The sequence below is a fragment of the Paracidovorax konjaci genome (assembly GCF_900112675.1).
Lineage (GTDB): Bacteria > Pseudomonadota > Gammaproteobacteria > Burkholderiales > Burkholderiaceae_C > Paracidovorax > Paracidovorax konjaci.
On record NZ_FOMQ01000001.1, the window covers coordinates 102,286 to 127,051 of the forward strand.

Here is a 24,766-nt window from a genome sequence, read left to right on the forward strand (position 1 = left end):
CCCCAATTAAAATACTTGATGTGCATAACGTCATGCACTACGCTCGGGCTCCCTGCGATCAATTTCCCCGAGGAGAGCGCCATGACGACGGCTGCCGAAATCCTGCACCTGCAACAGCACGGTCTGTATTCATCCGCCCAGGAGCACGATGCGTGCGGGCTGGGCTTCGTGGCCCACATCAAGGGCGAGAAGCGGCACGACATCGTGACGCAGGCGCTCAAGATCCTCGAGAACATCGACCACCGCGGCGCCGTGGGCGCCGACAAGCTGATGGGCGACGGCGCCGGCATCCTGATCCAGATCCCCGACGCGCTCTACCGCGAAGAAATGGCCAGGCAGGGCGTCACGCTGCCGCCGGCCGGCGAATACGGCGTGGGCATGATCTTCCTGCCCAAGGAACACGCCTCCCGCCTCGCCTGCGAACAGGAGATGGAGCGCGCCATCAAGGCCGAGGGCCAGGTGCTGCTGGGTTGGCGCGACGTGGCGGTGAATGTCGAGATGCCGATGTCGCCCACGGTGCGCAAGAAGGAACCCATCCTGCGCCAGGTCTTCATCGGCCGCGGCAACGACGTGATCGTGCAGGACGCGCTGGAACGCAAGCTCTACGTGATCCGCAAGACGGCCAGCGCCGCCATCCAGAGCCTGAAGCTCAAGCACAGCAAGGAATACTACGTTCCCAGCATGTCCAGCCGCACGGTGGTCTACAAGGGCCTGCTGCTGGCCGACCAGGTGGGCACCTACTACCTCGACCTGCAGGACCCGCGCTGCGTCTCGGCCATCGGCCTGGTGCACCAGCGCTTCTCCACCAACACCTTCCCCGAGTGGCCGCTCGCCCACCCGTACCGCTACGTGGCGCACAACGGCGAGATCAACACCGTCAAGGGCAACTACAACTGGATGCGTGCGCGCGAAGGCGTGATGGCCTCGCCCGTGCTGGGCCCGGACCTGAAGAAGCTCTACCCCATCAGCTTCGCGGACCAGTCCGATACCGCCACGTTCGACAACTGCCTCGAACTGCTGACCATGGCCGGCTACCCCATCAGCCAGGCCGTGATGATGATGATCCCCGAGCCGTGGGAGCAGCACACCACCATGGACGAGCGCCGCCGCGCCTTCTATGAATACCACGCCGCGATGATGGAACCCTGGGACGGCCCGGCCTCCATCGTGTTCACCGACGGCCGCCAGATCGGCGCCACGCTGGACCGCAACGGCCTGCGCCCCTCGCGCTACTGCGTGACCGACGACGACATCGTGATCCTGGCCTCCGAATCGGGCGTGCTGCCCGTGCCCGAGAACAAGATCGTGCGCAAGTGGCGCCTGCAGCCCGGCAAGATGCTCCTGATCGACCTGGAGCAGGGCCGCATGATCGACGACGACGAGCTGAAGGCCAACATCGTCAACACCAAGCCCTACAAGCAGTGGATCGAGAACCTGCGCATCAAGCTCGACAGCGTGGGCGGCGACCTGCCGGTGGCGCCGCTGCCTTCCGAGCTGCCGCTGCTGGAGCGCCAGCAGGCCTTCGGCTACACCCAGGAGGACATCAAGTTCCTCATGGCGCCCATGGCGAGGAACGGCGAGGAGGGCATCGGCTCCATGGGCAACGACAGCCCGCTGGCCGTGCTCTCGGGCAAGAACAAGCCGCTCTACAACTACTTCAAGCAGCTCTTCGCGCAGGTGACCAACCCGCCGATCGACCCGATCCGCGAAGCCATCGTGATGTCGCTCAACAGCTTCATCGGCCCCAAGCCGAACCTGCTGGACATCAACCAGGTCAACCCGCCGATGCGCCTGGAAGTGAGCCAGCCGATCCTGGACTTCGTGGGCATGGCCAAGCTGCGCGACATCGAGCAGCACACGCAGGGCAAGTTCAAGAGCGCGGTGATCGACATCACCTACCCGCTGGCGTGGGGCCATGAAGGCGTGGAAGCCAAGCTCGCATCGCTGTGCGCGCAGGCGGTGGACGCCATCAAGGGCGGCGCCAACATCCTCATCATCAGCGACCGCGCCGTGAGCGCGACGCAGGTGGCCATCCCCGCGCTGCTCGCGCTCTCGGCCATCCACCAGCACCTGGTGCGGGAAGGCCTGCGCACCACCGCCGGCCTGGTGGTGGAGACCGGCACGGCGCGCGAAGTGCACCACTTCGGCGTGCTGGCCGGCTACGGCGCGGAGGCCGTGCACCCCTACCTGGCCATGGAGACGCTGGCCGACATGCACAAGGACCTGGCTGGCGACCTGTCGCCGGAGAAGGCCATCTACAACTACGTGAAGGCCATCGGCAAGGGCCTGTCGAAGATCATGTCCAAGATGGGCGTGTCCACGTACATGAGCTATTGCGGCGCGCAGCTCTTCGAGGCCATCGGCCTCAACAGCGACACCGTGGGCAAGTACTTCACCGGCACGGCCAGCCGCGTGGAGGGCATCGGCGTGTTCGAGATCGCCGAGGAAGCCATCCGCATGCACAAGGCCGCCTTCGGCGACGACCCGGTGCTGGAGACCATGCTGGACGCGGGCGGCGAATACGCCTGGCGCACGCGTGGCGAAGAGCACATGTGGAGCCCCGACGCCATCGCCAAGCTGCAGCATTCCACGCGTGCCAACAACTGGAACACCTACAAGGAATACGCGCAGATCATCAATGACCAGAGCCGCCGCCACATGACCCTGCGCGGCCTGTTCGAGTTCAAGTTCGACCCGGCCAAGGCCATTCCCGTGGAGCAGGTCGAATCCGCCAAGGAGATCGTCAAGCGCTTCGCCACGGGCGCCATGTCGCTGGGCTCGATCTCCACCGAGGCGCACGCCACGCTGGCCGTGGCCATGAACCGCATCGGCGGCAAGAGCAACACGGGCGAGGGCGGCGAGGACGCCGCGCGCTACCGCCAGGAACTCAAGGGTATCCCGATCAAGCAGGGCGACACGCTCAAGAGCGTGATCGGCGCGCAGAACGTCGAGGTGGACCTGCCGCTGCAGGAAGGCGATTCGCTGCGCAGCCGCATCAAGCAGGTGGCCTCGGGCCGCTTCGGCGTCACGGCCGAATACCTGTCGTCGGCCGACCAGATCCAGATCAAGATGGCCCAGGGCGCCAAGCCCGGCGAGGGCGGCCAGCTGCCCGGCGGCAAGGTCACCGACTACATCGGCAAGCTGCGCCACAGCGTGCCCGGCGTGGGCCTGATCTCGCCGCCGCCGCACCACGACATCTACTCGATCGAAGACCTCGCGCAGCTCATCCACGACCTGAAGAACGTGGCACCGCACGCCGACATCTCGGTCAAGCTCGTCTCCGAAGTGGGCGTGGGCACGATCGCGGCCGGCGTGGCCAAGTGCAAGAGCGACCACGTGGTGATCGCCGGCCACGACGGCGGCACGGGCGCCTCGCCCTGGTCGTCGATCAAGCACGCGGGCTCGCCCTGGGAGATCGGCCTGGCCGAGACCCAGCAGACGCTGGTGCTCAACCGCCTGCGCGGCCGCATCCGCGTGCAGGCCGACGGCCAGATGAAGACCGGTCGCGACGTCGCCATCGGCGCGCTGCTGGGCGCCGACGAGTTCGGCTTCGCCACCGCGCCGCTGGTGGTCGAGGGCTGCATCATGATGCGCAAGTGCCACCTGAACACCTGCCCGGTGGGCGTGGCCACGCAGGACCCGGTGCTGCGCCAGAAGTTCTCGGGCAAGCCCGAGCACGTGGTGAACTACTTCTTCTTCATCGCCGAGGAAGTGCGCCAGATCATGGCCCAGCTGGGCATCGCGAAATTCGACGACCTGATCGGCCGCACCGACCTGCTCGACATGCGCGCCGGCATCGCCCACTGGAAGGCCCGGGGCCTGGACTTCGGCCGCCTCTTCGCGCAGCCGCAGGTGCCGGCCGACGTGCCACGCTTCCACGTCGACAAGCAGGACCACAACATCGACCACACGCTGGACCGCAAGCTGATCGAACGCAGCCGCCCCGCCATCGAGAAGGGCGAGCGCGTGCAGTTCATCGAGGTGGCGCGCAACGTGAACCGCTCCGTGGGCGCGATGCTCTCGGGCGCCGTGACGCGCGAGCACCCCGAGGGCCTGCCCGACGACACCATCCGCATCCAGCTCGAGGGCACGGGCGGGCAGTCGTTCGGCGCGTTCCTCACGCGCGGCATCACGCTCTACCTGATCGGCGACGCCAACGACTACACGGGCAAGGGCCTGTCGGGCGGCCGCGTGATCGTGCGCCCGAGCATCGACTTCCGCGGCGATACGGTGCGCAACACCATCGTGGGCAACACCGTGATGTACGGCGCCACGACCGGCGAGGCGTTCTTCGGCGGCGTGGCCGGCGAGCGCTTCGCGGTGCGCCTCTCGGGCGCCTCGGCGGTGGTGGAAGGCACGGGCGACCACGGCTGCGAATACATGACGGGCGGCACCGTGGTGGTGCTCGGCAAGACGGGCCGCAACTTCGCGGCCGGCATGAGCGGCGGCGTGGCCTATGTCTACGACGAGGACGGCCTGTTCCACACGCGCTGCAACCTGTCGATGGTCACGCTGGACCGCATCGTGCCCTCCGACGAGCAGATGTCCACCACCTCGGCCGGCATCTGGCACCGCGGCCAGACCGACGAGGCGCAGCTCAAGAAGATGCTGGAGGACCACAACCGCTGGACCGGCAGCAAGCGCGCGCGCGAACTGCTGGACAACTGGGCGGCCTCGCGGGCGAAGTTCGTGAAGGTGTTCCCCACCGAGTACAAGCGCGCGCTGTCCGAGATCCATGAACGCCGCGCGCTGCAGGAGCCGCCCACCCCGCCGGTGGCAGACCCCGCACAGGCCAGCGCGCGCGCGGCGGTGCCGGCCAAGTAAGGCCGCACGACGCCCCCCACGCCGACGACGCAACGCACAACGACAGGACACGCAATCATGGGAAAGACCACCGGCTTCATGGAATACGAGCGCATCGAGGAGGGCTACAAGCCCGTCGCCGAGCGCCTGAAGCACTACAAGGAATTCGTCATCGGCCTCGATGATGCGCAGGCCAAGCTGCAGGGCGCGCGCTGCATGGACTGCGGCACGCCGTTCTGCAACAGCGGCTGCCCGGTCAACAACATCATTCCGGACTTCAACGACCTGGTGTACCAGCAGGACTGGAAGAGCGCCTGGGCCGTGCTGGATTCGACCAACAACTTCCCCGAGTTCACCGGCCGCATCTGCCCCGCGCCCTGCGAGGCCGCCTGCGTGCTGAACGTGAACGACGACCCGGTCGGCATCAAGTCGATCGAGCACGCCATCATCGACCGTGCCTGGGCCGAGGGCTGGGTGCAGCCGCGCCCGGCCCGGCACAAGACCGGCAAGAAGGTGGCCGTGGTCGGCTCCGGCCCCGCGGGCATGGCGGCCGCCCAGCAGCTCGCACGCGCCGGGCACGACGTGACGCTCTTCGAGAAGAACGACCGCATCGGCGGCCTGCTGCGCTACGGCATCCCGGACTTCAAGATGGAGAAGTCGCACATCGACCGCCGCGCCGAGCAGATGCAGGCCGAAGGCGTGCGCATCCGCACCGGCGTGTTCGTCGGCGCCGCCAAGGACGGTCTGGGCAAGGGTTCCAAGGTCACCAACTGGGCCAAGGAGACGGTGACGCCCGAGCAACTGCAGCAGGAGTTCGATGCCGTGCTGCTGACCGGCGGTGCCGAGCAGAGCCGCGACCTGCCCGTGCCGGGTCGCGAGCTGGACGGCATCCATTTCGCGATGGAATTCCTGCCGCAGCAGAACAAGGTGAACGCGGGCGACAAGCTCAAGGGCCAGTTGCGGGCCGAGGGCAAGCACGTCATCGTGATCGGCGGCGGCGACACGGGCAGCGACTGCGTGGGCACGAGCAACCGCCACGGCGCCGCGAGCGTGACCCAGTTCGAGCTGATGCCCCAGCCGCCCGAGGTCGAGAACCGCCCCATGACCTGGCCCTACTGGCCCTACAAGCTGCGCACCAGTTCCAGCCACGAAGAGGGTTGCGAGCGCGAGTTCGCCATCGCCACGAAGGAATTCATCGGCGATGCCAAGTCCGGCAAGGTCACCGGCCTGAAGACCGTGCGCGTCGAATGGAAGGACGGCAAGATGGTCGAGGTGGCCGGCTCCGAGCAGACGCTCAAGGCCGACCTCGTGCTGCTGGCCATGGGCTTCGTGGCGCCCGTCTCGCCCGTGCTCGAAGCCTTCGGCGTCGAGAAGGACGCCCGCGGCAACGCCCGCGCCACGACGGATTTCACGGGCGGCTACGCGACCAACGTGCCCAAGGTGTTCGCCGCGGGCGACATGCGCCGCGGCCAGTCGCTCGTGGTGTGGGCCATCCGCGAAGGCCGGCAGGCCGCGCGGTCGGTGGACGAGTTCCTCATGGGCTACTCGGACCTGCCGCGCTGAAGCGGCCCGGAGGCACAGGCCTCCCGCCTGCGGGGCGCCTGCGCGCCGCGAAAGAAAAATGGCGCCCGGAGGCGCCATTTTTTCTGGGGGATACCGCCGATCAGGGCTGGATATCGATGATCTGCGTGATGTGCGGCTGGCCTTGCAGCGGCTGGTGGATGTGCACCTTCACCACGCGCAGCTGCGCGTTGGGCACCACGGCCTGGACCTTGGAGAGGAAGGAGTAGTTGGTGCCGGCCACCACTTGCGTGGCGAAGGCGATGGGGGTGTACGTGGCGCCCACGAGGTTGACGGCCTCCTTGAACACCTTCTGCGCTTCGGGCGTGAGGTCGAAGTTGAATGCGGTCCAGCCGCCGGGGATGTTGTTGTTGGACATGGTGGTATTCCTCTCTCTGGTTTGGGTCGCTGTGGTGCACTGTGCCGGCGGCATGCGAGCCTTGGTGCCCCGGCCTTCCGTTTCCGGAGGCGCCGGTATGCCGGCGCTCCCCTTTCTCCTTCGTGCGGCCTTCGCTGTCGCGGCGGCAGGAGATCGATCGGGATTCTTCCGGAGCCTGCGGGCAAGGTCTTGAAGCGCGTCTGAAAAGTCCTCAAACGTTGTGAATTACCGGCCCATGGCCCGGTGCTGCGGTCCTCCGCCGGCCGGTGCTGTCGCTATAAAAAAATGAGCAAACTATTCAATGTTTGCGGCGGCATGGAGCCGATATGGCTCCATGCATCGCTCCGAGCCGCTTCTCTTTCTTCCTTCTCCCTCAGAACTTGTACTGCAGGCCCAGCGTGACCTGGCGCGGGCTGCCCGGCATCACCCAGACGCGGTTGTAGGCGCTGTGGTAGTAGGTCTTGTCGAACAGGTTGTCCACGTCGAGCGAGACGCGCAGGCGCCGGTCGACGTTCCAGTAGGCCGTGAGCTTGGCGATGGTGTAGGCCGGCAGGCGCGGCTCGCCGGTGTCGCCGCGGCGCTCGCCCACGTGGGTCACGCCCGCGCCCACGCCCACCAGGCCGCCGCCGGGGGCCGCGCGTTCGTGCGTGACGAAGGCGCTGGCGCTCTGGCGCGCGAACTGGGTGATCTGCGGGTCGGCGTCCAGGTACGTGTAGCTCAGCGCGACGCGCCAGCCCGGGGCCACCCAGCCGGCCAGTTCGGCCTCCAGGCCCTTGTTGCGCACCGTGCCGGGCAGGGGCACGAGGTGCACGCCGTCGTCGTCCCAGGTGGCCATGTTGCGCTTGCGGATGTCGAACACCGCCACGTTGCCGCCCAGGCGCTGGTCGGCGCTTTCCCACTTCACGCCGGCTTCGCGCGCGGTGCCGATCTCGGGTTCGATGGGCTGGCCCGAGGCCGTGGTCTGCGCCTGCGCGCGGAACGACTTGCCCACGCTCGCGTAGACGGAGAGGTGGGGCTGCGCGAGCCAGGTGAGGCCCAGGCGCGGCGAGGTGGCGCTGGGCTCCTGGCGCGTCACGCCGCCGCCGCTGCGCTCGTCGATCTCGCCGCGGTAGCGGTCGTGCCGCAGTCCGGCCAGCAGCTTCCACTGCGGCGCGAGCGCGATCTGGTCCTGCACGTAGAACGCGGCGGTGCGGTCGTTCACCGTGCGGTCGATGGCCGCGGCGGTGAGAGCCGGGCGCTGCGCGGCGCCGTAGACGGGATCGAACACGCTGATGCCGTAGCCGAAGCGGCCCCCGCCGGCCTGGGTCATCATGGTCTGGTCCATGCGGAAGCGCGACACCTCGGCGCCCACCAGCAGTTCGTGGCGCAGCGCACCCGTGGCGAAGCGGCCGTTCAGGTCGACCTGCACCGTGGTGTCGTTGGAGCGGAAGTCGCGGTCGATGAGGCGGCGGCAGAGCCAGCCGCTCGTCTCCACCGAGGTCTGGCAGGGCGCGGGCCCGTACTGGTGCGGCTCGCTCGCGAGGCCGGAGAGCGTGCCGCGCTTGTACTGCAGGCCCGCGCGCAGGTTCCAGTCGGCCGAGAGGGCCTGCTCCAGGAAGAACTGGTGCGTCTGGTTGTCCACGGTGATGTCGCCGTCGCGCGGCTCGCCGTAGAAGCGCGAGGTGGGCACCGCGCCCAGCCGGCCTTTCACCGACACCACGCCGCGGTCCAGTGGCGCGCGCTGGCGCAGCCATTCGCCGTCGTAGCGCAGCACGGTGTCGGGCGCGAGCTTCCACGTGAGGGCCGGCGCCACCAGTTCACGGCGGCTGTGCACGAAGTCGCGGAAGCTGTCCTTGTCTTCCACCGACATGTTGAGGCGGTACGCCAGGCGCGCGGGTTCGCGCTCGCTGCCGCCGATGGGGCCGGTGGTGTCCAGCGCCAGGCGCTTGGCGTCGTGGCTGCCGTAATAGGCCTCCACCGAATGCGCGGCGCGCCAGAGCGGCTGCTTGGTGACCACGTTCACCGTGCCGCCCGGCTCGCTGTTGCCGTAGAGCGCGCCCATCGTGCCCTTGAGGAATTCGAAGCGCTCCACGTTGGCCGTGTCGCGCGGGGCATTGAAGCCGCGGTTGGCCGGCATGCCGTTGCGCAGCAGGCCCATGCCCATGTCCTCGTGGCCCACGAAGCCGCGCATGGCGATGTTGTCCCAGGTGCCGCCGAAGTTGTTCTGGCGCGAGACGCCGGCCACGTAGTCGAGCACGTCGTCCAGGCGCAGCGCGCCCAGGTCGTCCACGAACTGGCGCGTGACCACGCGCACGGCCTGGGGCACTTCGAGGGCCGGGGTGTCGGTCCTGGTGGCGCCCTCGGACTCCTGGGCGTGGTACTGGCCGGACTGCTGGCGGCCCACGACCTCGGTGGCGGGCAACTGGGCTTCGGGCGCGGCAGGGGCGGGCACCTGCGCCTGGGCCTGGGCCTGGGCCTGCGAGGCCGCGATGGCCTGGACCAGGGACGCGAGGCCCGCGGCGACGAGCCGGCGGCGGCGCGCGGCGCGCGATGGGTGGCGGAAACATGCGGGGCGCGTGCACGGCATGGCGATTTCTCCTCTCGAAGTGGAATGGACGGACGTCGGATGTCGAGAGGGAGGACACGTGGCGCGGGCCGCAGGGGACAGGCCTTCAGCGGGCTTTGTGTATCAAAATGTGTGACGCAGGCTGACCGATGCGCTGCGTGGCGCCCCCGGCGTGATCCAGACCGTGTGGTAGGCGCTCGCGTAGTAGCGCCGGTCGAACAGGTTGTCCACCTGCAGCGAGAGCCGCCAGCCGCGCGCCGCCTTCCATTGCGCGACCAGGCGGGCGGTGGTGTAGGCCGGCAGGCGCGGCGAGCCAGCGTCGCCCGTGCGCTCGCCCACGTGCGTGAGTCCCATTCCCGCCGAGGCCCCGCCGCCTTCGTCCAGCGCCCATTCGCGCAGCAGCAGCACGCTGCCGCTGGCGCGCGGGAACTGCGGCAGCGATTCGCGCAGCCAGGCGGCGCCGGCCACGATGCGCCAGGACGGGGAGAGCCGGCCGCTCAGTTCGGCCTCCAGCCCGCGGCTGCGCACGCGGCCGGCGGCGAGGCTGTGGTCGGTGTGCTGCGGGTCGATCACCAGCACGTGGCGCTTGGCGATGTCGAAGAGCGCCAGCGCGGCGGACAGGCGGCCCGGCTCCGGCTGCCACTTCACCCCCACTTCGCGGGCGCTGCCGCGCTCCGGGCGGAACGAAGCACCGGCCGCGTCCACGCCGATGTTGGGCCGCAGCGAAGCCCCCGCGCTCGCGTACACGGCCCAGCCCGGGCGCGGCAGCCAGGTGATGCCGCCACGCGGCGACCAGGCGCTCTGCGACTGGCGCTGCGCGGTGGCGGCGAGCCGGTTGTCCACCGCCTGCCGGAAGCTGTCGTGCCGCACGCCCAGCAGCAGCCGCCAGCGGGGCGCGAGCGTGACCTGGTCCTGCAGGTACAGGCCCCGCCCGGACTGCCGCTCGCGCGTGGACTGCAGGGTGTCGGTGGTGGCCGGCAGCACGCTGCGGTAGACGGGGTCGCGCACGTCGATGCCGTAGTCGCGCCAGCCGCTTTCCGGGTTGCGCAGCAGCAGCTGGTCCATGTCGAAGGCGAAGGCTTCCGCGCCCAGCAGCAGCGCGTGCGCGCGCCCGCCGCCGTCGGTGAACTGCCCGCGCAGGTCGGCCTGCACGGAGCGGTCGGTGGAGGCGAAGTCGCGCCAGCGCCGCTGCCGCCAGAGCCAGCCGGTGGCGTCCAGGTCGGCCAGCGCCTCGCCGTAGCCGTGCCCGTACGTGGTGAAGCCGCGCATGGTGCCGCGCCGCGCCATGGCGCCGGCATGCAGCTGCCACCCGGGAGACAGGTCGTGGCTCAGCAGCCCCTGGTGGGTCTGGTTGACCATGGTGAGATCGCCGTCGCCGGGCTCGCCGAAGAACCGCGTGTCGGGGATGGTGCCGGGCACGCCGCCGATCGCGACCACGCCGCGGTCCAGCGGCGCGCGCTGGCGCAGCCACTCGCCGTCGTAGCGCACGGTGGTGCCGGGCGCGGGCTTCCAGGTGAGCGTGGGCGCGAGCATTTCGCGGCGCGTGCGCACGTGCTCGCGGAAGCTGCCGCGGTCTTCTGCCACGGCGATCAGGCCCCAGGCCAGGCGCGGGGGCGGCGCGTCGGCGCCGGTGTCCGGCGGGGCGCCGAACGGGCCGCCCAGCTCCAGCACGCCGCGCCGGCCCCGGTGCTGCGACAGCGTCCATTCGGCGGCGCGCACGGGCTCCCGGGGCGCCGCGCGGGTCACGCTGTCCAGGGTGCCGCCGGGCTCGGAAAAACCGTAGAGCGCGGCCACCGGCCCGCGCAGGAATTCGAAGCGCTCCACGTTGGCGGTATCGCGCGGCGCATTGAAGCCGCGGTTGGCCTGCATGCCGTTGCGCAGCAGGCTCATGCCCGTGTCCTCGTGGCCCGCGAAGCCGCGCAGCGCGATGTTGTCCCAGGTGCCGCCGAAATCGTTCTGCCGCGAGACGCCGGGCACGTAGTCGATCACCTGGTCGAGCCGCGTCGCGCCGAGCGCGCCGAGGGTGCCGCGGTCGATGGTGGAAAGCGCCTGCGGCACTGCGAGCGCCGGCCCGGGCATGCGCGTGGCCGAGGGCGCCGGGGCCGCGGCATCGGGCCGCACCGCGGCGCCGGCTGCGCCGTCCGCATCGCGACGTGCCGCCACCCGCACCTCGGGATGCACGGCGGCATCCGGGCCGGGAAGGGGCGGGGCCGCGCGCCGCAGCGCGAACAGCCCCGGGGAGACTTCCTCGGCCACCCAGCCCGTGCCGCGCAGCAGCTGCTGCAGCGCCTGCGCCGCGGTGGCGGCCTGCGCGACCGGCCGGCCGGCCAGGTCCTGCGGCAGCGTGCCGTCGGCCTGGATGGTGATGCCCGCGCGCGCCGCGAGGGCGGCGAGCTGTTCCACGAGCGGGCCGGCGGGCAGGTCGAAGGCGGCGCCCCGTGCCGCGCCCGGGCCCGCAGCGAACGCCAGCACCGCCGCCAATGCCGCGGTGCCGCAGGCCCGGCGGGGGCGCAGGCAGCGGGCTGCGGGCATGGGCTCAGGCCCCGTGCGCCGGCACCACCCGCGCCCAGTAGCGCGTGCGCCAGACCACGCGCACCGGCAGCGAGCGGGGCAGGGCGTCGATCACCGCATCGCCCTGGTCGAGCTGGAAGGCGCCGGTGATGCGCAGGCCCGCCACGGCCGGATCGCACTGCAGCCAGCCATGGCGGTGGCGCGCCAGCTCGGCCAGGAAGTCGCCCAGCGGCTGGCCGCGCGCCACCAGCAGGCCGTCGGTCCAGCGGTCCGCGAACGGGTCGGCCGGCCGGGCGGGGCCCAGGTGCGCCGGGCCGAACGAGAGCGCCTGGCCGGCGTCCACGCGGGCTTCCAGGCCGTCGGCGGTGCGCAGCGCCACGGCGCCGGCCTGCACGGTCGCGCGGCAGCCGGTGTCGGCATCCTCCAGCGTGCGCGCCAGGAAGTGCGCGGGCGGCAGCGCGCCTTCCGCCAGCGCCTGCAGCGTGCCGGCGGCCGTGTGCAGTTCCAGCGGCGGCGCGCCGCCGGCCGCCGCGCCGGCCTGCAGTCGCACTTCGCCGCGCAGCAGCTCCAGGCGGCGCGCCTGCGGGCCGAAGGCGATCGCCACGGCGGTACCGGTGTTGAGCCACACGCGGGAGCCGTCGGGCAGCGTGGCCAGGCGGCGCTCGCCCACGCCGGTGCGCAGGTCCGCGGCCCAGGCCGTGCCGGCTTCGCGCCACGCCAGGTGCGCCAGCGGCAGCGCCAGCGCGATCCCGCCCGCCGCGCGCAGCACGCGGCGGCGTCCCGCGGCGTCGGGCCGGCCCAGCACGGCGCGGGCCAGCGGCGGGGGCACCAGGCCCAGTTGATCCTGCATGCGGCGCGCGCGCTGCCAGGCCTGTTCGTTCTCGGGATGGGCGGCGCGCCAGCGCTCGCACGCGGCATGGTCCTGCGCACTGGCGCCGCCCGCGTGCAGGCGGGCCAGCCAGCGCGCGGCTTCGCGCACGGCGGCGCGGCCGGGCGGAGTGCCGGCGGTCGCGCCGCTCAGTCCGCTGCCAGGATGCATGCCTCGAACGCCTGCACCATGTAGCGCTTCACGCTGCGCTCGGTCACCCCCAGTTCGGTGGCGATGGCGGCGTAGTCGCGCCCTTCGAGCTGCGACAGCAGGAAGGCGCGCCGCACGCGTTCGGCCAGCCCGGCGAGGGCCGCGTCCAGGCGGTGCAGCGCCTCGCGCGCGATCGCGTGCTGTTCGGCCGAGGGCCAATCGGCCGGCGGCAGCGAGGCCAGGGCATCGAGCCACGCGCGTTCCAGCGACAGCCGGCGGAAATGGTTGGCCACGAGCCGGCCCGCGACCGTGGCGAGGAAGGCGCGCGGCTCGCGGGGCGCGGGCGCCTCGGCCGCGCCGCCGCGCAGCCGGTGCGAGAGCAGGCGCAGGAAGGTGTCCTGCGCCAAGTCGGCGGCCTGGTCGGGGCATCCCAGCCGGCGGCGCAACCAGCCCTGCAGCCAGCCGTGGTGGTCACCGTAGAGGCGGCCGAGATCCTGCCCGGCGGCGGGCGCTGGGGCGGCGTCGATCGGAGAGCTTGCGTAAACCACGGTGCAGGCGGGACAACGGATGGGGGCGGGGCGGGGGGCACCGGCCGCCCGGGCAACCCATAGAAATGCAAATGACTCGCATTATTCCACGCGACAGTGGGCACGGCGCCATCCCCGCCGCGCGGAGGGTGTGCCACGTGATTTGCTATCGAATATGTAGCTAACTATCGAATGAACCCGGCGGCATGGAGGCCTTTTGGCTTGAATTCCTGCCCTTTGCCGCCCGCCGGGCCGGGCGCGCGCCGCGGGGGGCTCCGGGCGATCGGGGACAATACGCGCTGGTTTCCGACCGCCCGCGCGTGTCCGCCTGCCCCTTTCGCGCAGGCCGCCACGCGCTGTTTTTTGCCGCTCCTTCCCTTTTCCCCCTTGCCTTCGCCGGCCACCGTGCCGGCTTTTCCACTGCCATGAAGAAGATCGCCGCTGTCGTATTGATGTCCCTGGGTGCCCTGCTTGCCGGTTGCGGCAAGAACGAGAGCGCGCAGCCCGCTGCCGCCGCCGCTCCGGCCACGCCCCCCGCCGCGGTCACGAAGATCGTGATCGGCCTGGACGACAACTTCCCGCCCATGGGCTTCCGCGACGAGAAGAACCAGCTCGTGGGCTTCGATATCGACATGGCCCGCGAGGCCGCCAGGCGCATGGGCGTGGAAGTGGAATTCAAGCCCATCGACTGGAGCGCCAAGGAGGCCGAACTTTCCGGCAAGCGCGTGGACGCGCTCTGGAACGGGCTGACCATCACCGAAGAGCGCAAGCAGAACATCGCCTTCACCGCGCCCTACATGGAGAACCACCAGATCATCGTCGTGGCCGCCCAGGCCGCGATCAAGACCAAGGCGGATCTCGCCGGCAAGGTGGTCGGTGCGCAGGACGGCAGCAGCGCCGTGGACGCGGTCAAGAAGGAAGACGCCGTCTTCAAGTCGTTCAAGGAATTCAAGACCTTCGGCGACAACGTGACGGCGCTCATGGACCTCTCCACCGGCCGCCTGGAAGCCGTGGTGGTCGATGAGGTGGTGGGCCGCTACTACGTCGCCAAGAAGCCGCAGGACTACGCCGTGCTGGACGAGCACTTCGGCACCGAGGAATACGGCGTGGGCGTGCGCAAGGACGACACCGCGCTGCAGGGCCGCCTCGACAAGGCGCTGGGCGACATGAAGCAGGACGGCGCCGCCGCGACCATCGCGACGCAGTGGTTCGGCAAGAACATCATTAAATAAAGGTACAACCCCCTGAGCGGCTGCGCCGCTTCCCCCTTCTCTCGCATCGCTGCGCGATGCGGGAAGGGGGACGACGCCAGCGCGGCGGGGCGGCCCTTGCGCGGCGTCCGCTGGTCTGGGCCGCGCCGGTTGCATGCGCTGTGTGCCGTGCAACCACTGAACTGTTCTGACTGCATGGACTACGTTCTTTCACTTCTTGGACCATTGGCGCAGGGCGCGACGGTCACGTTGAAGCTCTTCGCGATCACGCTGGCGCTGGCGGTGCCGCTGGGCCTGGCGCTGGCGCTCGCGCGGGTGTCGCGCTGGGGGCTGCTGTCGGGGCTGGTCAACGGCTATATCTGGCTCATGCGCGGCACGCCGCTCATGCTGCAGATGCTGTTCATCTATTTCGCGCTGCCGTTCGTGCCGGTGCTCGGCGTGCGGTTGCCGGATTTCCCCGCGGCGGTGGTGGCGTTCGCGCTGAACTACGCGGCCTACTTCGCCGAGATCTTCCGCGCGGGCATCCAGTCGATCGACCGCGGCCAGTACGAGGCCGCCAAGGTGCTCGGCATGACCTACGGCCAGACCATGCGCCGCATCGTGCTGCCGCAGATGGTGCGCCGCATCCTGCCGCCGATGAGCAACGAGACCATCACGCTGGTCAAGGACACCTCGCTCATCTACGTGCTGGCGCTCAACGACCTGCTGCGCGCCGCGCGCGGCATCGTGCAGCGCGACTTCACGACCACGCCCTTCCTCGTGGCCGCTGCCTTCTATCTCGTGATGACCCTGGTGCTCACCTGGGGCTTCCAGCGCCTGGAGCGACGCTATGCACGCCACGACGCCTGACATCGGCGCCTCCGGCGCCGCGCCCATGATCGATGCGCGCGGCCTGCACAAGGCCTTCGGCGGCCTGCCGGTGCTGCGCGATGTGTCGCTCACCCTCGGCCGCGGCGAGACCGTGGCCGTGATCGGCCCTTCGGGTTCCGGCAAGAGCACCTTCCTGCGCTGCCTGAACCACCTGGAGACCATCGACCGCGGCCACATCGCCATCGAGGGCGAGGCGCTCGCCACGACCGGTCCGGACGGCCGCTGCCGCTACGTGCCCGAGGCCGAGGTGCGCCGCATCGGCCGCCGCATGGGCATGGTGTTCCAGTCGTTCAACCTGTTCCCGCACCTGACGGTGCTGGAGAACGTGATTGAGGCGCCCATGGTGGTCAAGGGCCTTGCGCGCCAGGCCGCCGTGCCGCACGCGCAGGCGCTGCTCGCCAAGGTGGGCCTGTTGGAGAAGCAGGACAACTACCCCGCACGCCTGTCGGGCGGGCAGAAGCAGCGCGTGGCCATCGCCCGCGCGCTGGCGATGGAGCCGGACATCCTGCTCTTCGACGAGCCCACCTCCGCCCTCGACCCGGAACTGACCGGCGAAGTGCTGCGCACCATGCGCGCGCTGGCCCAGGAGCGCATGACCATGCTGGTGGTCACGCACGAGATGGGCTTTGCGCGCGAGGTGGCGAACCGGGTGGTGTTCATGGACCGGGGCGAGATCATCGAGTCCGCGCCCGCGGCCGAGTTTTTTGCCAGTCCCCGGCATGCGCGAACCCAGGCATTCCTTCGCAGCATGCTGTGACGCGGCCGCCACACGAGGTGCAAACTAGTCCCGATAATCCAAGCCAAGCCCCACGCAGCCTGCACAGGGCGCTACCGAAAAAGTAGCGATCCAAGGCCTGTGGCGATAGCAAACATCCATGCATGTATGTTTGCGTTACCATCGCTCGCACGGCAAATGGCCGCACCCGCGACAATCACGCCTTTTCCTGCTTTCCAACCTTTCCGCATGTCCGAGTCCGCCCCTCTGGTCGAGCTGCGCAACGTCACGTTCTCGTATGGCGAGCGTCCGATCCTGCGCGATCTGTCGCTGAAGATCCCGCGCGGGAAGGTGACCGCGCTCATGGGCGCATCCGGCGGCGGCAAGACCACCGTGCTGCGCCTGATCGGCGGGCAGCAGATAGCCCAGCAGGGCGAGGTGCTGTTCGATGGCCAGGACGTGGCGCGCATGGACGCCGCCCAGCTCTACGCCGCGCGGCGCCGCATGGGCATGCTGTTCCAGTTCGGCGCCCTGTTCACCGACATGAGCGTGTTCGAGAACGTGGCCTTCCCGCTGCGCGAGCACACCGACCTCTCCGAGGCGCTGGTGCGCGACATCGTGCTCATGAAGCTGCAGGCCGTGGGCCTGCGCGGCGCGCGCGACCTCCTGCCCAGCCAGATCTCCGGCGGCATGGCGCGGCGCGTGGCGCTGGCCCGCGCCATCGCACTCGACCCCGAACTGATCCTCTACGACGAGCCCTTCGCGGGGCTGGACCCGATCTCGCTCGGCACGGCCGCGCAACTGATCCGCCAGCTCAACGACGCGATGGGCCTCACGACGCTCGTGGTCTCGCACGACGTGGAGGAAACCTTCCGCGTCGCCGACCACGTGGTCATCCTGGGCCCCGGCGTGGTGGCCGCGCAGGGCACGCCCGACGAGGTGCGCGCCAGCACCGATCCGCTGGTGCACCAGTTCGTGCACGCGCTGCCCACGGGCCCCGTGCCATTCCACTACCCCGGCCCCACCGTGGCCGACGATTTCGGACCGCTGGGCATCGGCAGCGGCACGGGCGGAGGCGCGCGATGAGCTGGTGGAAACCTTCGGACATCGGCTTCGCCACGCGCCGCGTGCTCGCGGACATCGGGCGCGCCGCGCGCCTGTTCGCACGCCTCGTGGGCCTGGCCGGCCCCACCCTGCAGCGCTTCGGCCTCGTGCGCGACCAACTGCACTTCCTGGGCAACTATTCGCTGTCGATCATCGCCGTCTCGGGCCTGTTCGTCGGCTTCGTGCTGGGGCTGCAGGGCTACTACACGCTGCAGCGCTACGGGGCCTCGCAGGCCCTGGGCCTGCTGGTGGCGCTGTCGCTGGTGCGCGAACTCGGGCCCGTGGTGTCGGCGCTGCTGTTCGCCGGCCGCGCGGGCACCTCGCTCACGGCCGAGATCGGCCTCATGCGCGCGGGCGAGCAGCTCTCGGCCATGGAAATGATGGCCGTGGACCCGGTGCGCCGCATCCTCGCGCCCCGCTTCTGGGCCGGCGTGATCGCCATGCCGCTGCTGGCGGCGGTGTTCAGCGCCGTGGGCGTGATCGGCGGCTGGGTGGTCGGCGTGGTCATGCTGGGCGTGGACGGCGGCGCGTTCTGGGGCCAGATGCAGAGCGGCGTGGACGTGTGGGCCGATGTGGGCAACGGCGTGCTCAAGAGCTTCGTCTTCGGCGTCACGGTCACCTTCGTCGCGCTGCTGCAGGGCTATGTCGCCAAACCCACGCCCGAGGGCGTGTCGCGGGCCACCACGCGCACCGTGGTGATGGCCTCGCTCGCGGTGCTGGGGCTGGATTTCCTGCTCACCGCCTGGATGTTCAGCATCTGAGGCGCCGCCCTCCGGTCCGCACGCAAGAACCCATCAAGAGAGAAACACACACCATGCAGCACTCCAAGAACGATATCTGGGTCGGCCTGTTCGTCCTGCTGGGCGGCGCGGCCCTGCTCTTCCTCGCCCTGCAGTCGGCCAACCTGCTGCGCGTGCAATGGCAGACCGGCTACCACGTGACGGCGCTCTTCGACAACATCGGCGGGCTCAAGCCCCAGGCCGCGGTCCGCAGCGCCGGCGTGGTCGTGGGCCGGGTGAATGCCATCGCCTTCGACGACAAAACCTTCCAGGCCCAGGTGACGCTGGAGATGGACAAGCGCTATGCCTTCCCCAAGGACAGCTCGCTCAAGATCCTCACCAACGGCCTGCTGGGCGACCAGTACATCGGCATCCAGGCGGGTGCCGAAGAAAAGAACCTCACCGAGGGCGACCGCATCACGTCCACGCAGTCCGCCGTGGTGCTGGAGAACCTCATCAGCCAATTCCTTTATGGCAAGGCCGAGGAGGGCGGTGGGGCCTCTTCGGGCGGAGCCAAGAAATGACGACGACAACAATGACCAAGATGCTCCAAGATTTCCGGGCACCGTCCCTGCGCGGCAGTGCCTGCGCGGTGGTGGCGGCCCTCGTGCTGGCCGGCTGCGCCAGCGGGCCCAACGCCAATCCGCGCGATCCGCTCGAACCCTACAACCGCGGCATGACGCGGTTCAACGACACGGTCGACGAGATCATCCTGCGGCCCGTCGCCATCGCCTATACCGAGGTGGCCCCGCCCCTGGTGCGCACGGGGGTGAGCAACTTCTTCGCGAACCTGGGCGACCTGTGGTCGTTCGTGAACAACGTGCTGCAGTTGCGCGGCGAAAGCGCGCTCAACAGCATCGCGCGGTTCAACGTGAACACCGTGTTCGGCATGGGCGGCGTGTTCGACGTGGCCTCCGAGATGGGCATCGACCGGGCCAAGCAGGACTTCGGCCTCACGCTGGGCCGCTGGGGCGTGCCGACCGGGCCGTACCTCGTGCTGCCGCTGCTGGGTCCCTCCACCGTGCGCGACACGATCGCGCTGCCGGTCGACAGCAAGGGCAACCTGGTCACCTACGTGGACCCGGTGTCCGACCGCAATGCGCTCTATGCGCTCAACATCGTGAACACGCGGGCCAACCTGCTGCGCGCGAGTTCCGTGCTGGACACGGCCGCGCTCGACAAGTACAGCTTCACGCGCGATGCCTACCTGCAGGTGCGCAACCAGGCGGCCCAGACCGATGCGCGCGCCGAAGAGCGCTATGACCAGGACGCCGGCAAGCTGCCCGAGGAGCCCGTGCGCTGAGGCGCCTGGCCGGAGTTGCAGTTGCTTGCATCCGGGTACCCGCGGGACGCATGCCCATCCGGCGATGCGCCCAGAATGCATGAATGAACCGGTGCGCTCCTTTCGGGGGGCACCACAGAAAGGAAACGAACCATGACGATGAACCGACGTACCCTGGGCCAGGCGGCTCTGTGCACCGCCGCCGTGCTGTGGCTGGGCCTGCCGGTCGCAGCCCTGGCGGCCGACGAGGCGCCGGACGAACTGGTCAAGCGCCTGTCCACCGATGTGCTGAACACGGTGCGCAACGACAAGAGCATCAAGGCCGGCGACGTGAACAGGATCACCGCGCTGGTCGACAGGGTCATCCTGCCGCACGTGAACTTCCGCCGCATGACGGCCGCGGCCGTGGGCCCGGCCTGGCGCCAGGCCACCCCCACCCAGCAGTCGCGTCTGCAGGACGAATTCAAGTCGCTGCTCGTGCGCACCTACTCGGGCGCGCTCAGCCAGGTCAACGACCTGTCGATCCAGGTCAAGCCCCTGCGTGCCGGGGCCGACGACAAGGACGTGCTCGTGCGCTCCGAGATCCTGGGCCGCGGCGATCCGATCCAGCTCGACTACCGCCTGGAGAAGACCCCCGGCGACGGCGCCGGCTGGAAGATCTACAACCTGAACGTGATGGGCGTATGGCTGGTCGAAACCTACCGCACGCAGTTCTCGCAGGAAATCAACACCAAGGGCATCGATGGCCTCATCGAATCCCTGGCCGCGCGCAACAAGGCCAACGCTGCCGGCTCCGGCAAGGCCGGCTGAGGCATCCGCAGGGCACCGGCATGCTGGTCCTTCCCACCGAGCTGACCCACCGGCAGGCCGAGGCCTGCCTGCGCATGCTGCTGCAGGGCCTCAAGGCGCACCGCGACGAGATCCTCGTGGTGGACGCGGCCCCGCTGGTGGACTTCGATTCTTCGGCACTCGCGGTGCTGCTCGAATGCCGGCGCGCCGCGCTGCTGGAGAACAAGCGCTTCGAGGTCAAGGGCCTGCCGGACGGCATGGCCAAGCTGGCCGGCCTGTACGGCGTCGGCGAGCTGCTGCCCACCGCGGCCTGATCCGCTGCGCGCCCGCAGCGGGGTGCGGCGAAAGGCTGCTCGGGCACCGGCGGGCGCGCCCCGCGCCCAGCCCGTAAAATGGCCGGCTCCCATGCCTGCAGTTTCCTTCCAGTCCGTCTCCAAAACCTATGCCACGCCCAAAGGGCCGTTCCAGGCGCTCGACAGCGTGAGCCTGGACATCGAGGAGGGCGAGTTCTTCGGCCTCCTCGGGCCGAACGGCGCGGGCAAGACCACCCTCATCAGCATCCTCGCGGGCCTCGCGCGCGCCTCCAGCGGGCGTGTGCTCGTGCAGGGCCACGACGTGCAGGCCGATTTCGCGGCGGCGCGCCGGCAGCTCGGCATCGTGCCGCAGGAGCTGGTGTTCGATCCGTTCTTCAATGTGCGCGAGGCACTGCGCATCCAGTCCGGCTATTTCGGCGTGAAGAACAACGATGCCTGGATCGACGAACTGCTGGAGAACCTGGGGCTGGCGGACAAGGCCAACGCCAACATGCGCCAGCTCTCGGGCGGCATGAAGCGCCGCGTGCTGGTGGCGCAGGCCCTGGTGCACAAGCCGCCCATCATCGTGCTGGACGAGCCCACGGCCGGCGTCGACGTGGAACTGCGCCAGACCCTCTGGCAATTCATCGCGCGGCTCAACAAGGCGGGCCACACCGTGCTGCTCACCACCCATTACCTCGAGGAGGCCGAGGCGCTGTGCCAGCGCATCGCGATGCTCAAGCGCGGCCGGACGATCGCGCTCTCGACCACCTCCGATCTGCTGCATGCGGCTTCCACGAACGTGCTGCGCTTCAAGACCGACGACACGCTGCCGCCGGCGCTGGCCGGCACCGCACGCGTCACGGGCCGCGTGGTGCAGATGCCCGCGCAGGACGCCGCCGACATCGAACGCCTGCTGGCCGCGCTGCGCGCCGCGGGCGTGGGCGTGCACGACATCGAGATCCGCAAGGCGGATCTGGAGGACGTGTTCCTCAACCTGATGGCCGAGGGCCGCTATCCCGATCCAGCGCATGCGCCGGCACCGGCCGGCGAGCCCGAGGAAACGCCCGAAGGCGGGGTGCGGCTATGAGCGGCAACGACGACATGGCCGCGCGCGGCGCGGAGGTGACCCTGTGAACGGCTGGCAGACCCTGTTCTACAAGGAGGTGCTGCGGTTCTGGAAGGTCAGCTTCCAGACCATCGCGGCACCCGTGCTCACGGCGGTGCTCTACCTGCTGATCTTCGGCCACGTGCTCGAAGACCACGTGAAGGTGTACGACCGCCTGAGCTACACGGCCTTCCTCGTGCCCGGCCTTGTGATGATGAGCGTGCTGCAGAACGCGTTCGCCAACAGCTCGTCGAGCCTGATCCAGAGCAAGATCATGGGCAACCTCGTGTTCGTGCTGCTCGCCCCGCTGTCGCACTGGGCCTGGTTCTTCGCGTACGTGGGCTCGTCCGCGCTGCGCGGGCTGGTGGTGGGGCTGGGCGTGTTCATCGCCACGCTGGGCTTCGCGCGGCCCGAGTTCGCCGCGCCGCTGTGGATCGCCGCGTTCGCGCTGCTGGGCGCGGCGCTGCTGGCCACGCTGGGGCTCATCGCGGGGCTCTGGGCCGACAAGTTCGACCAGATGGCGGCCTTCCAGAATTTCATCATCGTGCCCATGACGTTCCTCTCGGGCGTGTTCTATTCCATCCAGTCGCTGCCGCCGTTCTGGCAGACCGTGAGCCACCTGAACCCGTTCTTCTACATGATCGACGGCTTCCGCTATGGCTTCTTCGGGCAGAGCGATACCTCTCCGTGGCTGAGCCTGGCCATCGTGGGCGGTGCCTGGCTGGCCGTGAGCGCGCTGGCGGTGCATCTGCTGCGCACGGGCTACAAGATCCGCCATTGAGCGGGCGGCCGGCAGGCCGTACGCCCCGCGCGGGCGGCGGGCCTGCCCATCCCGATCCCGACCCTTCCCCCATTTCCTGCAAAGGCTCCCGATGAACGCAGACCAACTCAAAGAACTGATCCGTGCGGGCCTGCCCTGCGAACATCTGCAGCTCGAAGGCGACGGACGCCACTGGTACGCGACCATCGTGTCGGCCGAGTTCGAGGGCAAGCGCGCGATCCAGCGCCACCAGCGCGTGTACGCCACGCTCGGCAGCCGCATGCAGACCGACGAGGTGCATGCGCTGTCGATGAAGACCTACACCCCCGCCGAGTGGGCCGCGCTGCCCCGGGAAGACTGAATCCCGCGGCGACCGATTTGCTCATATTTTGATAGCAAACTATTCAATGGATACGGCGGCATAAGCCTCCATTCACCAGAAATACAAGGCCAATCCAAGCCATGGACCAACTCCAGATTCGCGGCGGGCAGGCGCTGCGCGGCGAGGTGCCGATCTCCGGCGCCAAGAATGCCGCGCTGCCCGAGCTGTGCGCGGCGCTGCTCACGGCCGACCCCGTGACCCTGCTCAACGTGCCGCGCCTGCAGGACGTGGCGACCATGCTCCAGCTCATCCGCAACATGGGCGTGGCGGCGGAGCATTCGCAGGGCAGCGACCGCGCCGACAGCGGCACGGTGCGCATCGATGCGGGTGCGCTCTCCACGCCGGAGGCGCCCTACGAGCTGGTCAAGACCATGCGCGCCTCGGTGCTGGCGCTGGGGCCGCTCTTGGCGCGCTTCGGCGAAGCCACGGTCTCGCTGCCCGGCGGCTGCGCGATCGGCTCGCGGCCGGTGGACCAGCACATCAAGGGCCTCACGGCCATGGGTGCGGAGATCGTGGTGGAGCACGGCTACATGATCGCCCGGCTGCCCGCGGGCCGCACGCGCCTCGTGGGTGCGCGCATCACCACCGACATGGTCACGGTGACGGGCACCGAGAACCTGCTCATGGCCGCCACGCTCGCCGAAGGCGAGACCGTGCTGGAGAACGCGGCGCAGGAGCCCGAGGTCACCGACCTTGCCGAGATGCTCATCGCCATGGGCGCGAAGATCGAAGGCCACGGCACCAGCCGCATCCGCATCCAGGGCGTGGAACGCCTGCACGGCTGCACGCACCGCGTGGTGGCTGACCGCATCGAGGCCGGCACCTTCCTGTGCGCCGTGGCGGCCACGGGCGGCGAGGCGGTGTTGCGCCATGCCCGCGCCGACCACCTCGACGCGGTGATCGAGAAGCTGCGCGATGCCGGCGTGACGGTCGAGCCCGTCGATGCGCCCGAGGGCGGCCTGCGCGTGCGCAGCCCCGGCGCGGGCCAGTTGCGGGCGCAGAGCTTCCGCACCACCGAATACCCGGGTTTCCCCACCGACATGCAGGCGCAGTTCATGGCGCTCAACACGGTCGCGCAGGGCGCATCGCGGGTGACCGAGACCATCTTCGAGAACCGCTTCATGCACGTGGACGAACTGCTGCGCCTGGGCGCGCGCATCCAGGCCGACGGCAAGGTGGCGGTGATCGAGGGGCTGGGCGATACCGGCGGGCTGCTGTCGGGCGCCACGGTGATGGCGACCGACCTGCGCGCCTCGGCCAGCCTCGTGATCGCCGGCCTCGTGGCCACGGGCCAGACCACGGTGGACCGCATCTACCACCTCGACCGGGGCTACGACTGCATGGAAGGCAAGCTGCGCGCCCTGGGCGCCGATATCGAACGGGTAAAGGCATGACGACCAACGACGACGTGATCACACTGGCCCTCTCCAAGGGCCGCATCTTCGAAGAAACCCTGCCGCTGCTGGCGGCCGCCGGCATCGAGGTGCTGGAAGACCCCGAGAAATCGCGCAAGCTGATCCTGCCCACCAACCGGCCGGACGTGCGCGTGGTGCTGGTGCGCGCGAGCGACGTGCCGACCTACGTGCAGTACGGCGGCGCCGATGTCGGGGTGACGGGCAAGGACACGCTCATCGAGCACGGCGGCCAGGGCCTCTACCAGCCGCTGGACCTCCGCATCGCACAGTGCCGCGTGAGCGTGGCCGTGCGCAACGATTTCGACTACGCCAGGGCGGTGAAGCGGGGATCGCGGCTGAACATCGCCACCAAATACACCAGCATCGCGCGCGAATTCTTCGCGAACAAGGGCGTGCACGTGGACATGATCAAGCTCTACGGCAGCATGGAACTGGCCCCGCTCACCGGGCTGGCCGATGCCATCGTGGACCTGGTCTCCACGGGCAACACGCTGCGCGCCAACGGCCTGGTGGAGGTGGAACGCATCATGGATATCAGTTCCCATCTGGTCGTGAACCAGGCCGCGCTCAAGCTCAAGCGCGAGCGGCTGCGCCGGATCATCGATGCCTTCGAGCGCGCGACGGGCCAGAAAAGCTGAAATCCACCGTACGGATGAGTTTTCTTTGAAATAAGCGTCAAAATGCGACGCCCGGGAATTGTTTCCGGTTGCATCAA

General features: G+C 69.6%; 21 protein-coding genes. 16 read left to right on the forward strand and 5 right to left on the reverse strand.

Going from position 1 to position 24,766, the window contains the following annotated elements; translation table 11 throughout:
* Positions 1–81 precede the first annotated feature (81 nt).
* Positions 82–4,824, forward strand: coding sequence for a glutamate synthase-related protein (locus BM144_RS00405; protein WP_092948710.1), 4,743 nt, complete (start codon positions 82–84; stop codon positions 4,822–4,824).
* A gap of 57 nt (positions 4,825–4,881) precedes the next feature.
* Positions 4,882–6,366, forward strand: a complete 1,485-nt coding sequence (locus BM144_RS00410) for a glutamate synthase subunit beta (RefSeq protein WP_092948712.1) — start codon at positions 4,882–4,884, stop codon at positions 6,364–6,366.
* A 100-nt stretch (positions 6,367–6,466) separates the two neighbouring features.
* Here the strand turns inward: BM144_RS00410 and BM144_RS00415 are convergent, their stop codons facing one another.
* The 5 genes from BM144_RS00415 to BM144_RS00435 form a co-directional block, all read right to left on the reverse strand.
* Positions 6,467–6,742, reverse strand: coding sequence for a hypothetical protein (locus tag BM144_RS00415; protein WP_092948714.1), 276 nt, complete (start codon positions 6,740–6,742; stop codon positions 6,467–6,469).
* 373 nt (positions 6,743–7,115) lie between these two features.
* Entirely contained in the window at positions 7,116–9,308 is a 2,193-nt protein-coding gene (locus BM144_RS00420) for a TonB-dependent siderophore receptor (RefSeq protein ID WP_092948715.1), read from the reverse strand.
* Between the two features lie 102 nt (positions 9,309–9,410).
* Entirely contained in the window at positions 9,411–11,819 is a 2,409-nt protein-coding gene (locus BM144_RS00425; RefSeq protein ID WP_092948717.1) for a TonB-dependent siderophore receptor, read from the reverse strand.
* A 4-nt stretch (positions 11,820–11,823) separates the two neighbouring features.
* Positions 11,824–12,837, reverse strand: a complete 1,014-nt coding sequence (locus BM144_RS00430) for a DUF4880 domain-containing protein (protein ID WP_092948719.1) — start codon at positions 12,835–12,837, stop codon at positions 11,824–11,826.
* Positions 12,816–13,343: a sigma-70 family RNA polymerase sigma factor gene (locus tag BM144_RS00435; RefSeq protein WP_092949494.1), complete on the reverse strand. Its 528-nt coding sequence runs from the start codon at positions 13,341–13,343 to the stop codon at positions 12,816–12,818. The genes BM144_RS00430 and BM144_RS00435 overlap by 22 nt, the downstream gene beginning before the upstream one ends.
* Positions 13,344–13,768: 425 nt before the next feature.
* On the opposite strand from BM144_RS00435, the gene BM144_RS00440 reads away from it, so the two are divergent.
* From BM144_RS00440 to hisG, 14 genes are all read left to right on the forward strand, one after another.
* Positions 13,769–14,575: an amino acid ABC transporter substrate-binding protein gene (locus tag BM144_RS00440; RefSeq protein WP_092948721.1), complete on the forward strand. Its 807-nt coding sequence runs from the start codon at positions 13,769–13,771 to the stop codon at positions 14,573–14,575.
* A gap of 174 nt (positions 14,576–14,749) precedes the next feature.
* Positions 14,750–15,403, forward strand: coding sequence for an amino acid ABC transporter permease (locus BM144_RS00445; protein WP_092948723.1), 654 nt, complete (start codon positions 14,750–14,752; stop codon positions 15,401–15,403).
* Complete coding sequence (locus BM144_RS00450) at positions 15,384–16,181, forward strand: amino acid ABC transporter ATP-binding protein (RefSeq protein ID WP_092948725.1); 798 nt, start codon at positions 15,384–15,386, stop codon at positions 16,179–16,181. Before BM144_RS00445 ends, BM144_RS00450 begins: the two co-directional genes overlap by 20 nt.
* A 207-nt stretch (positions 16,182–16,388) precedes the next feature.
* Positions 16,389–17,225: an ABC transporter ATP-binding protein gene (locus BM144_RS00455; RefSeq protein ID WP_092948727.1), complete on the forward strand. Its 837-nt coding sequence runs from the start codon at positions 16,389–16,391 to the stop codon at positions 17,223–17,225.
* On the forward strand, positions 17,222–18,004 hold the full coding sequence (gene mlaE, locus BM144_RS00460; protein ID WP_092948729.1) for a lipid asymmetry maintenance ABC transporter permease subunit MlaE: 783 nt from the start codon (positions 17,222–17,224) through the stop codon (positions 18,002–18,004). Before BM144_RS00455 ends, mlaE begins: the two co-directional genes overlap by 4 nt.
* Before the next feature lie 53 nt (positions 18,005–18,057).
* Positions 18,058–18,546: an outer membrane lipid asymmetry maintenance protein MlaD gene (mlaD, locus tag BM144_RS00465; protein WP_092948731.1), complete on the forward strand. Its 489-nt coding sequence runs from the start codon at positions 18,058–18,060 to the stop codon at positions 18,544–18,546.
* Positions 18,543–19,325 (forward strand): MlaA family lipoprotein, encoded by a 783-nt coding sequence (locus BM144_RS00470; protein ID WP_092948733.1) that lies wholly within the window; start codon positions 18,543–18,545, stop codon positions 19,323–19,325. Before mlaD ends, BM144_RS00470 begins: the two co-directional genes overlap by 4 nt.
* Positions 19,326–19,457: 132 nt before the next feature.
* A complete protein-coding gene (locus tag BM144_RS00475) occupies positions 19,458–20,114 on the forward strand; it encodes an MlaC/ttg2D family ABC transporter substrate-binding protein (protein ID WP_092948735.1) in 657 nt (218 codons plus the stop codon).
* Complete coding sequence (locus BM144_RS00480; RefSeq protein ID WP_491893105.1) at positions 20,111–20,407, forward strand: STAS domain-containing protein; 297 nt, start codon at positions 20,111–20,113, stop codon at positions 20,405–20,407. The genes BM144_RS00475 and BM144_RS00480 overlap by 4 nt, the downstream gene beginning before the upstream one ends.
* 91 nt (positions 20,408–20,498) lie before the next feature.
* The gene (locus BM144_RS00485) at positions 20,499–21,476 is read left to right on the forward strand and encodes an ABC transporter ATP-binding protein (protein WP_092948739.1); all 978 of its coding nucleotides are present in this window, start codon (positions 20,499–20,501) and stop codon (positions 21,474–21,476) included.
* A 43-nt stretch (positions 21,477–21,519) separates the two neighbouring features.
* Positions 21,520–22,275 (forward strand): ABC transporter permease, encoded by a 756-nt coding sequence (locus BM144_RS00490; RefSeq protein WP_092948741.1) that lies wholly within the window; start codon positions 21,520–21,522, stop codon positions 22,273–22,275.
* A gap of 91 nt (positions 22,276–22,366) precedes the next feature.
* Positions 22,367–22,615 carry a BolA family protein gene (locus tag BM144_RS00495; protein ID WP_092948743.1) on the forward strand — a complete coding sequence of 83 codons (249 nt, stop codon included), beginning with the start codon at positions 22,367–22,369 and terminating at the stop codon, positions 22,613–22,615.
* Between the two features lie 101 nt (positions 22,616–22,716).
* Positions 22,717–24,030 (forward strand): UDP-N-acetylglucosamine 1-carboxyvinyltransferase, encoded by a 1,314-nt coding sequence (murA, locus tag BM144_RS00500; RefSeq protein ID WP_092948745.1) that lies wholly within the window; start codon positions 22,717–22,719, stop codon positions 24,028–24,030.
* Positions 24,027–24,689: an ATP phosphoribosyltransferase gene (gene hisG / locus BM144_RS00505; protein WP_092948747.1), complete on the forward strand. Its 663-nt coding sequence runs from the start codon at positions 24,027–24,029 to the stop codon at positions 24,687–24,689. The genes murA and hisG overlap by 4 nt, the downstream gene beginning before the upstream one ends.
* Positions 24,690–24,766 lie beyond the last annotated feature (77 nt).

Excerpts from the sequence above, each read along its gene's own strand:
- BM144_RS00430 (WP_092948719.1), bottom strand. The coding sequence starts at position 12,837 with ATGCATCCTGGCAGCGGACTGAGCGGCGCGACCGCCGGCACTCCGCCC.
- BM144_RS00440 (WP_092948721.1), top strand. The coding sequence starts at position 13,769 with ATGAAGAAGATCGCCGCTGTCGTATTGATGTCCCTGGGTGCCCTGCTT.
- BM144_RS00455 (WP_092948727.1), top strand. The coding sequence starts at position 16,389 with ATGTCCGAGTCCGCCCCTCTGGTCGAGCTGCGCAACGTCACGTTCTCG.
- murA (WP_092948745.1), top strand. The coding sequence starts at position 22,717 with ATGGACCAACTCCAGATTCGCGGCGGGCAGGCGCTGCGCGGCGAGGTG.
- BM144_RS00445 (WP_092948723.1), top strand. The coding sequence starts at position 14,750 with ATGGACTACGTTCTTTCACTTCTTGGACCATTGGCGCAGGGCGCGACG.
- BM144_RS00420 (WP_092948715.1), bottom strand. The coding sequence starts at position 9,308 with ATGCCGTGCACGCGCCCCGCATGTTTCCGCCACCCATCGCGCGCCGCG.
- hisG (WP_092948747.1), top strand. The coding sequence starts at position 24,027 with ATGACGACCAACGACGACGTGATCACACTGGCCCTCTCCAAGGGCCGC.
- BM144_RS00485 (WP_092948739.1), top strand. The coding sequence starts at position 20,499 with ATGCCTGCAGTTTCCTTCCAGTCCGTCTCCAAAACCTATGCCACGCCC.
- BM144_RS00405 (WP_092948710.1), top strand. The coding sequence starts at position 82 with ATGACGACGGCTGCCGAAATCCTGCACCTGCAACAGCACGGTCTGTAT.
- BM144_RS00415 (WP_092948714.1), bottom strand. The coding sequence starts at position 6,742 with ATGTCCAACAACAACATCCCCGGCGGCTGGACCGCATTCAACTTCGAC.
- BM144_RS00410 (WP_092948712.1), top strand. The coding sequence starts at position 4,882 with ATGGGAAAGACCACCGGCTTCATGGAATACGAGCGCATCGAGGAGGGC.
- BM144_RS00495 (WP_092948743.1), top strand. The coding sequence starts at position 22,367 with ATGAACGCAGACCAACTCAAAGAACTGATCCGTGCGGGCCTGCCCTGC.
- mlaD (WP_092948731.1), top strand. The coding sequence starts at position 18,058 with ATGCAGCACTCCAAGAACGATATCTGGGTCGGCCTGTTCGTCCTGCTG.
- BM144_RS00475 (WP_092948735.1), top strand. The coding sequence starts at position 19,458 with ATGACGATGAACCGACGTACCCTGGGCCAGGCGGCTCTGTGCACCGCC.
- mlaE (WP_092948729.1), top strand. The coding sequence starts at position 17,222 with ATGAGCTGGTGGAAACCTTCGGACATCGGCTTCGCCACGCGCCGCGTG.
- BM144_RS00450 (WP_092948725.1), top strand. The coding sequence starts at position 15,384 with ATGCACGCCACGACGCCTGACATCGGCGCCTCCGGCGCCGCGCCCATG.
- BM144_RS00470 (WP_092948733.1), top strand. The coding sequence starts at position 18,543 with ATGACGACGACAACAATGACCAAGATGCTCCAAGATTTCCGGGCACCG.
- BM144_RS00425 (WP_092948717.1), bottom strand. The coding sequence starts at position 11,819 with ATGCCCGCAGCCCGCTGCCTGCGCCCCCGCCGGGCCTGCGGCACCGCG.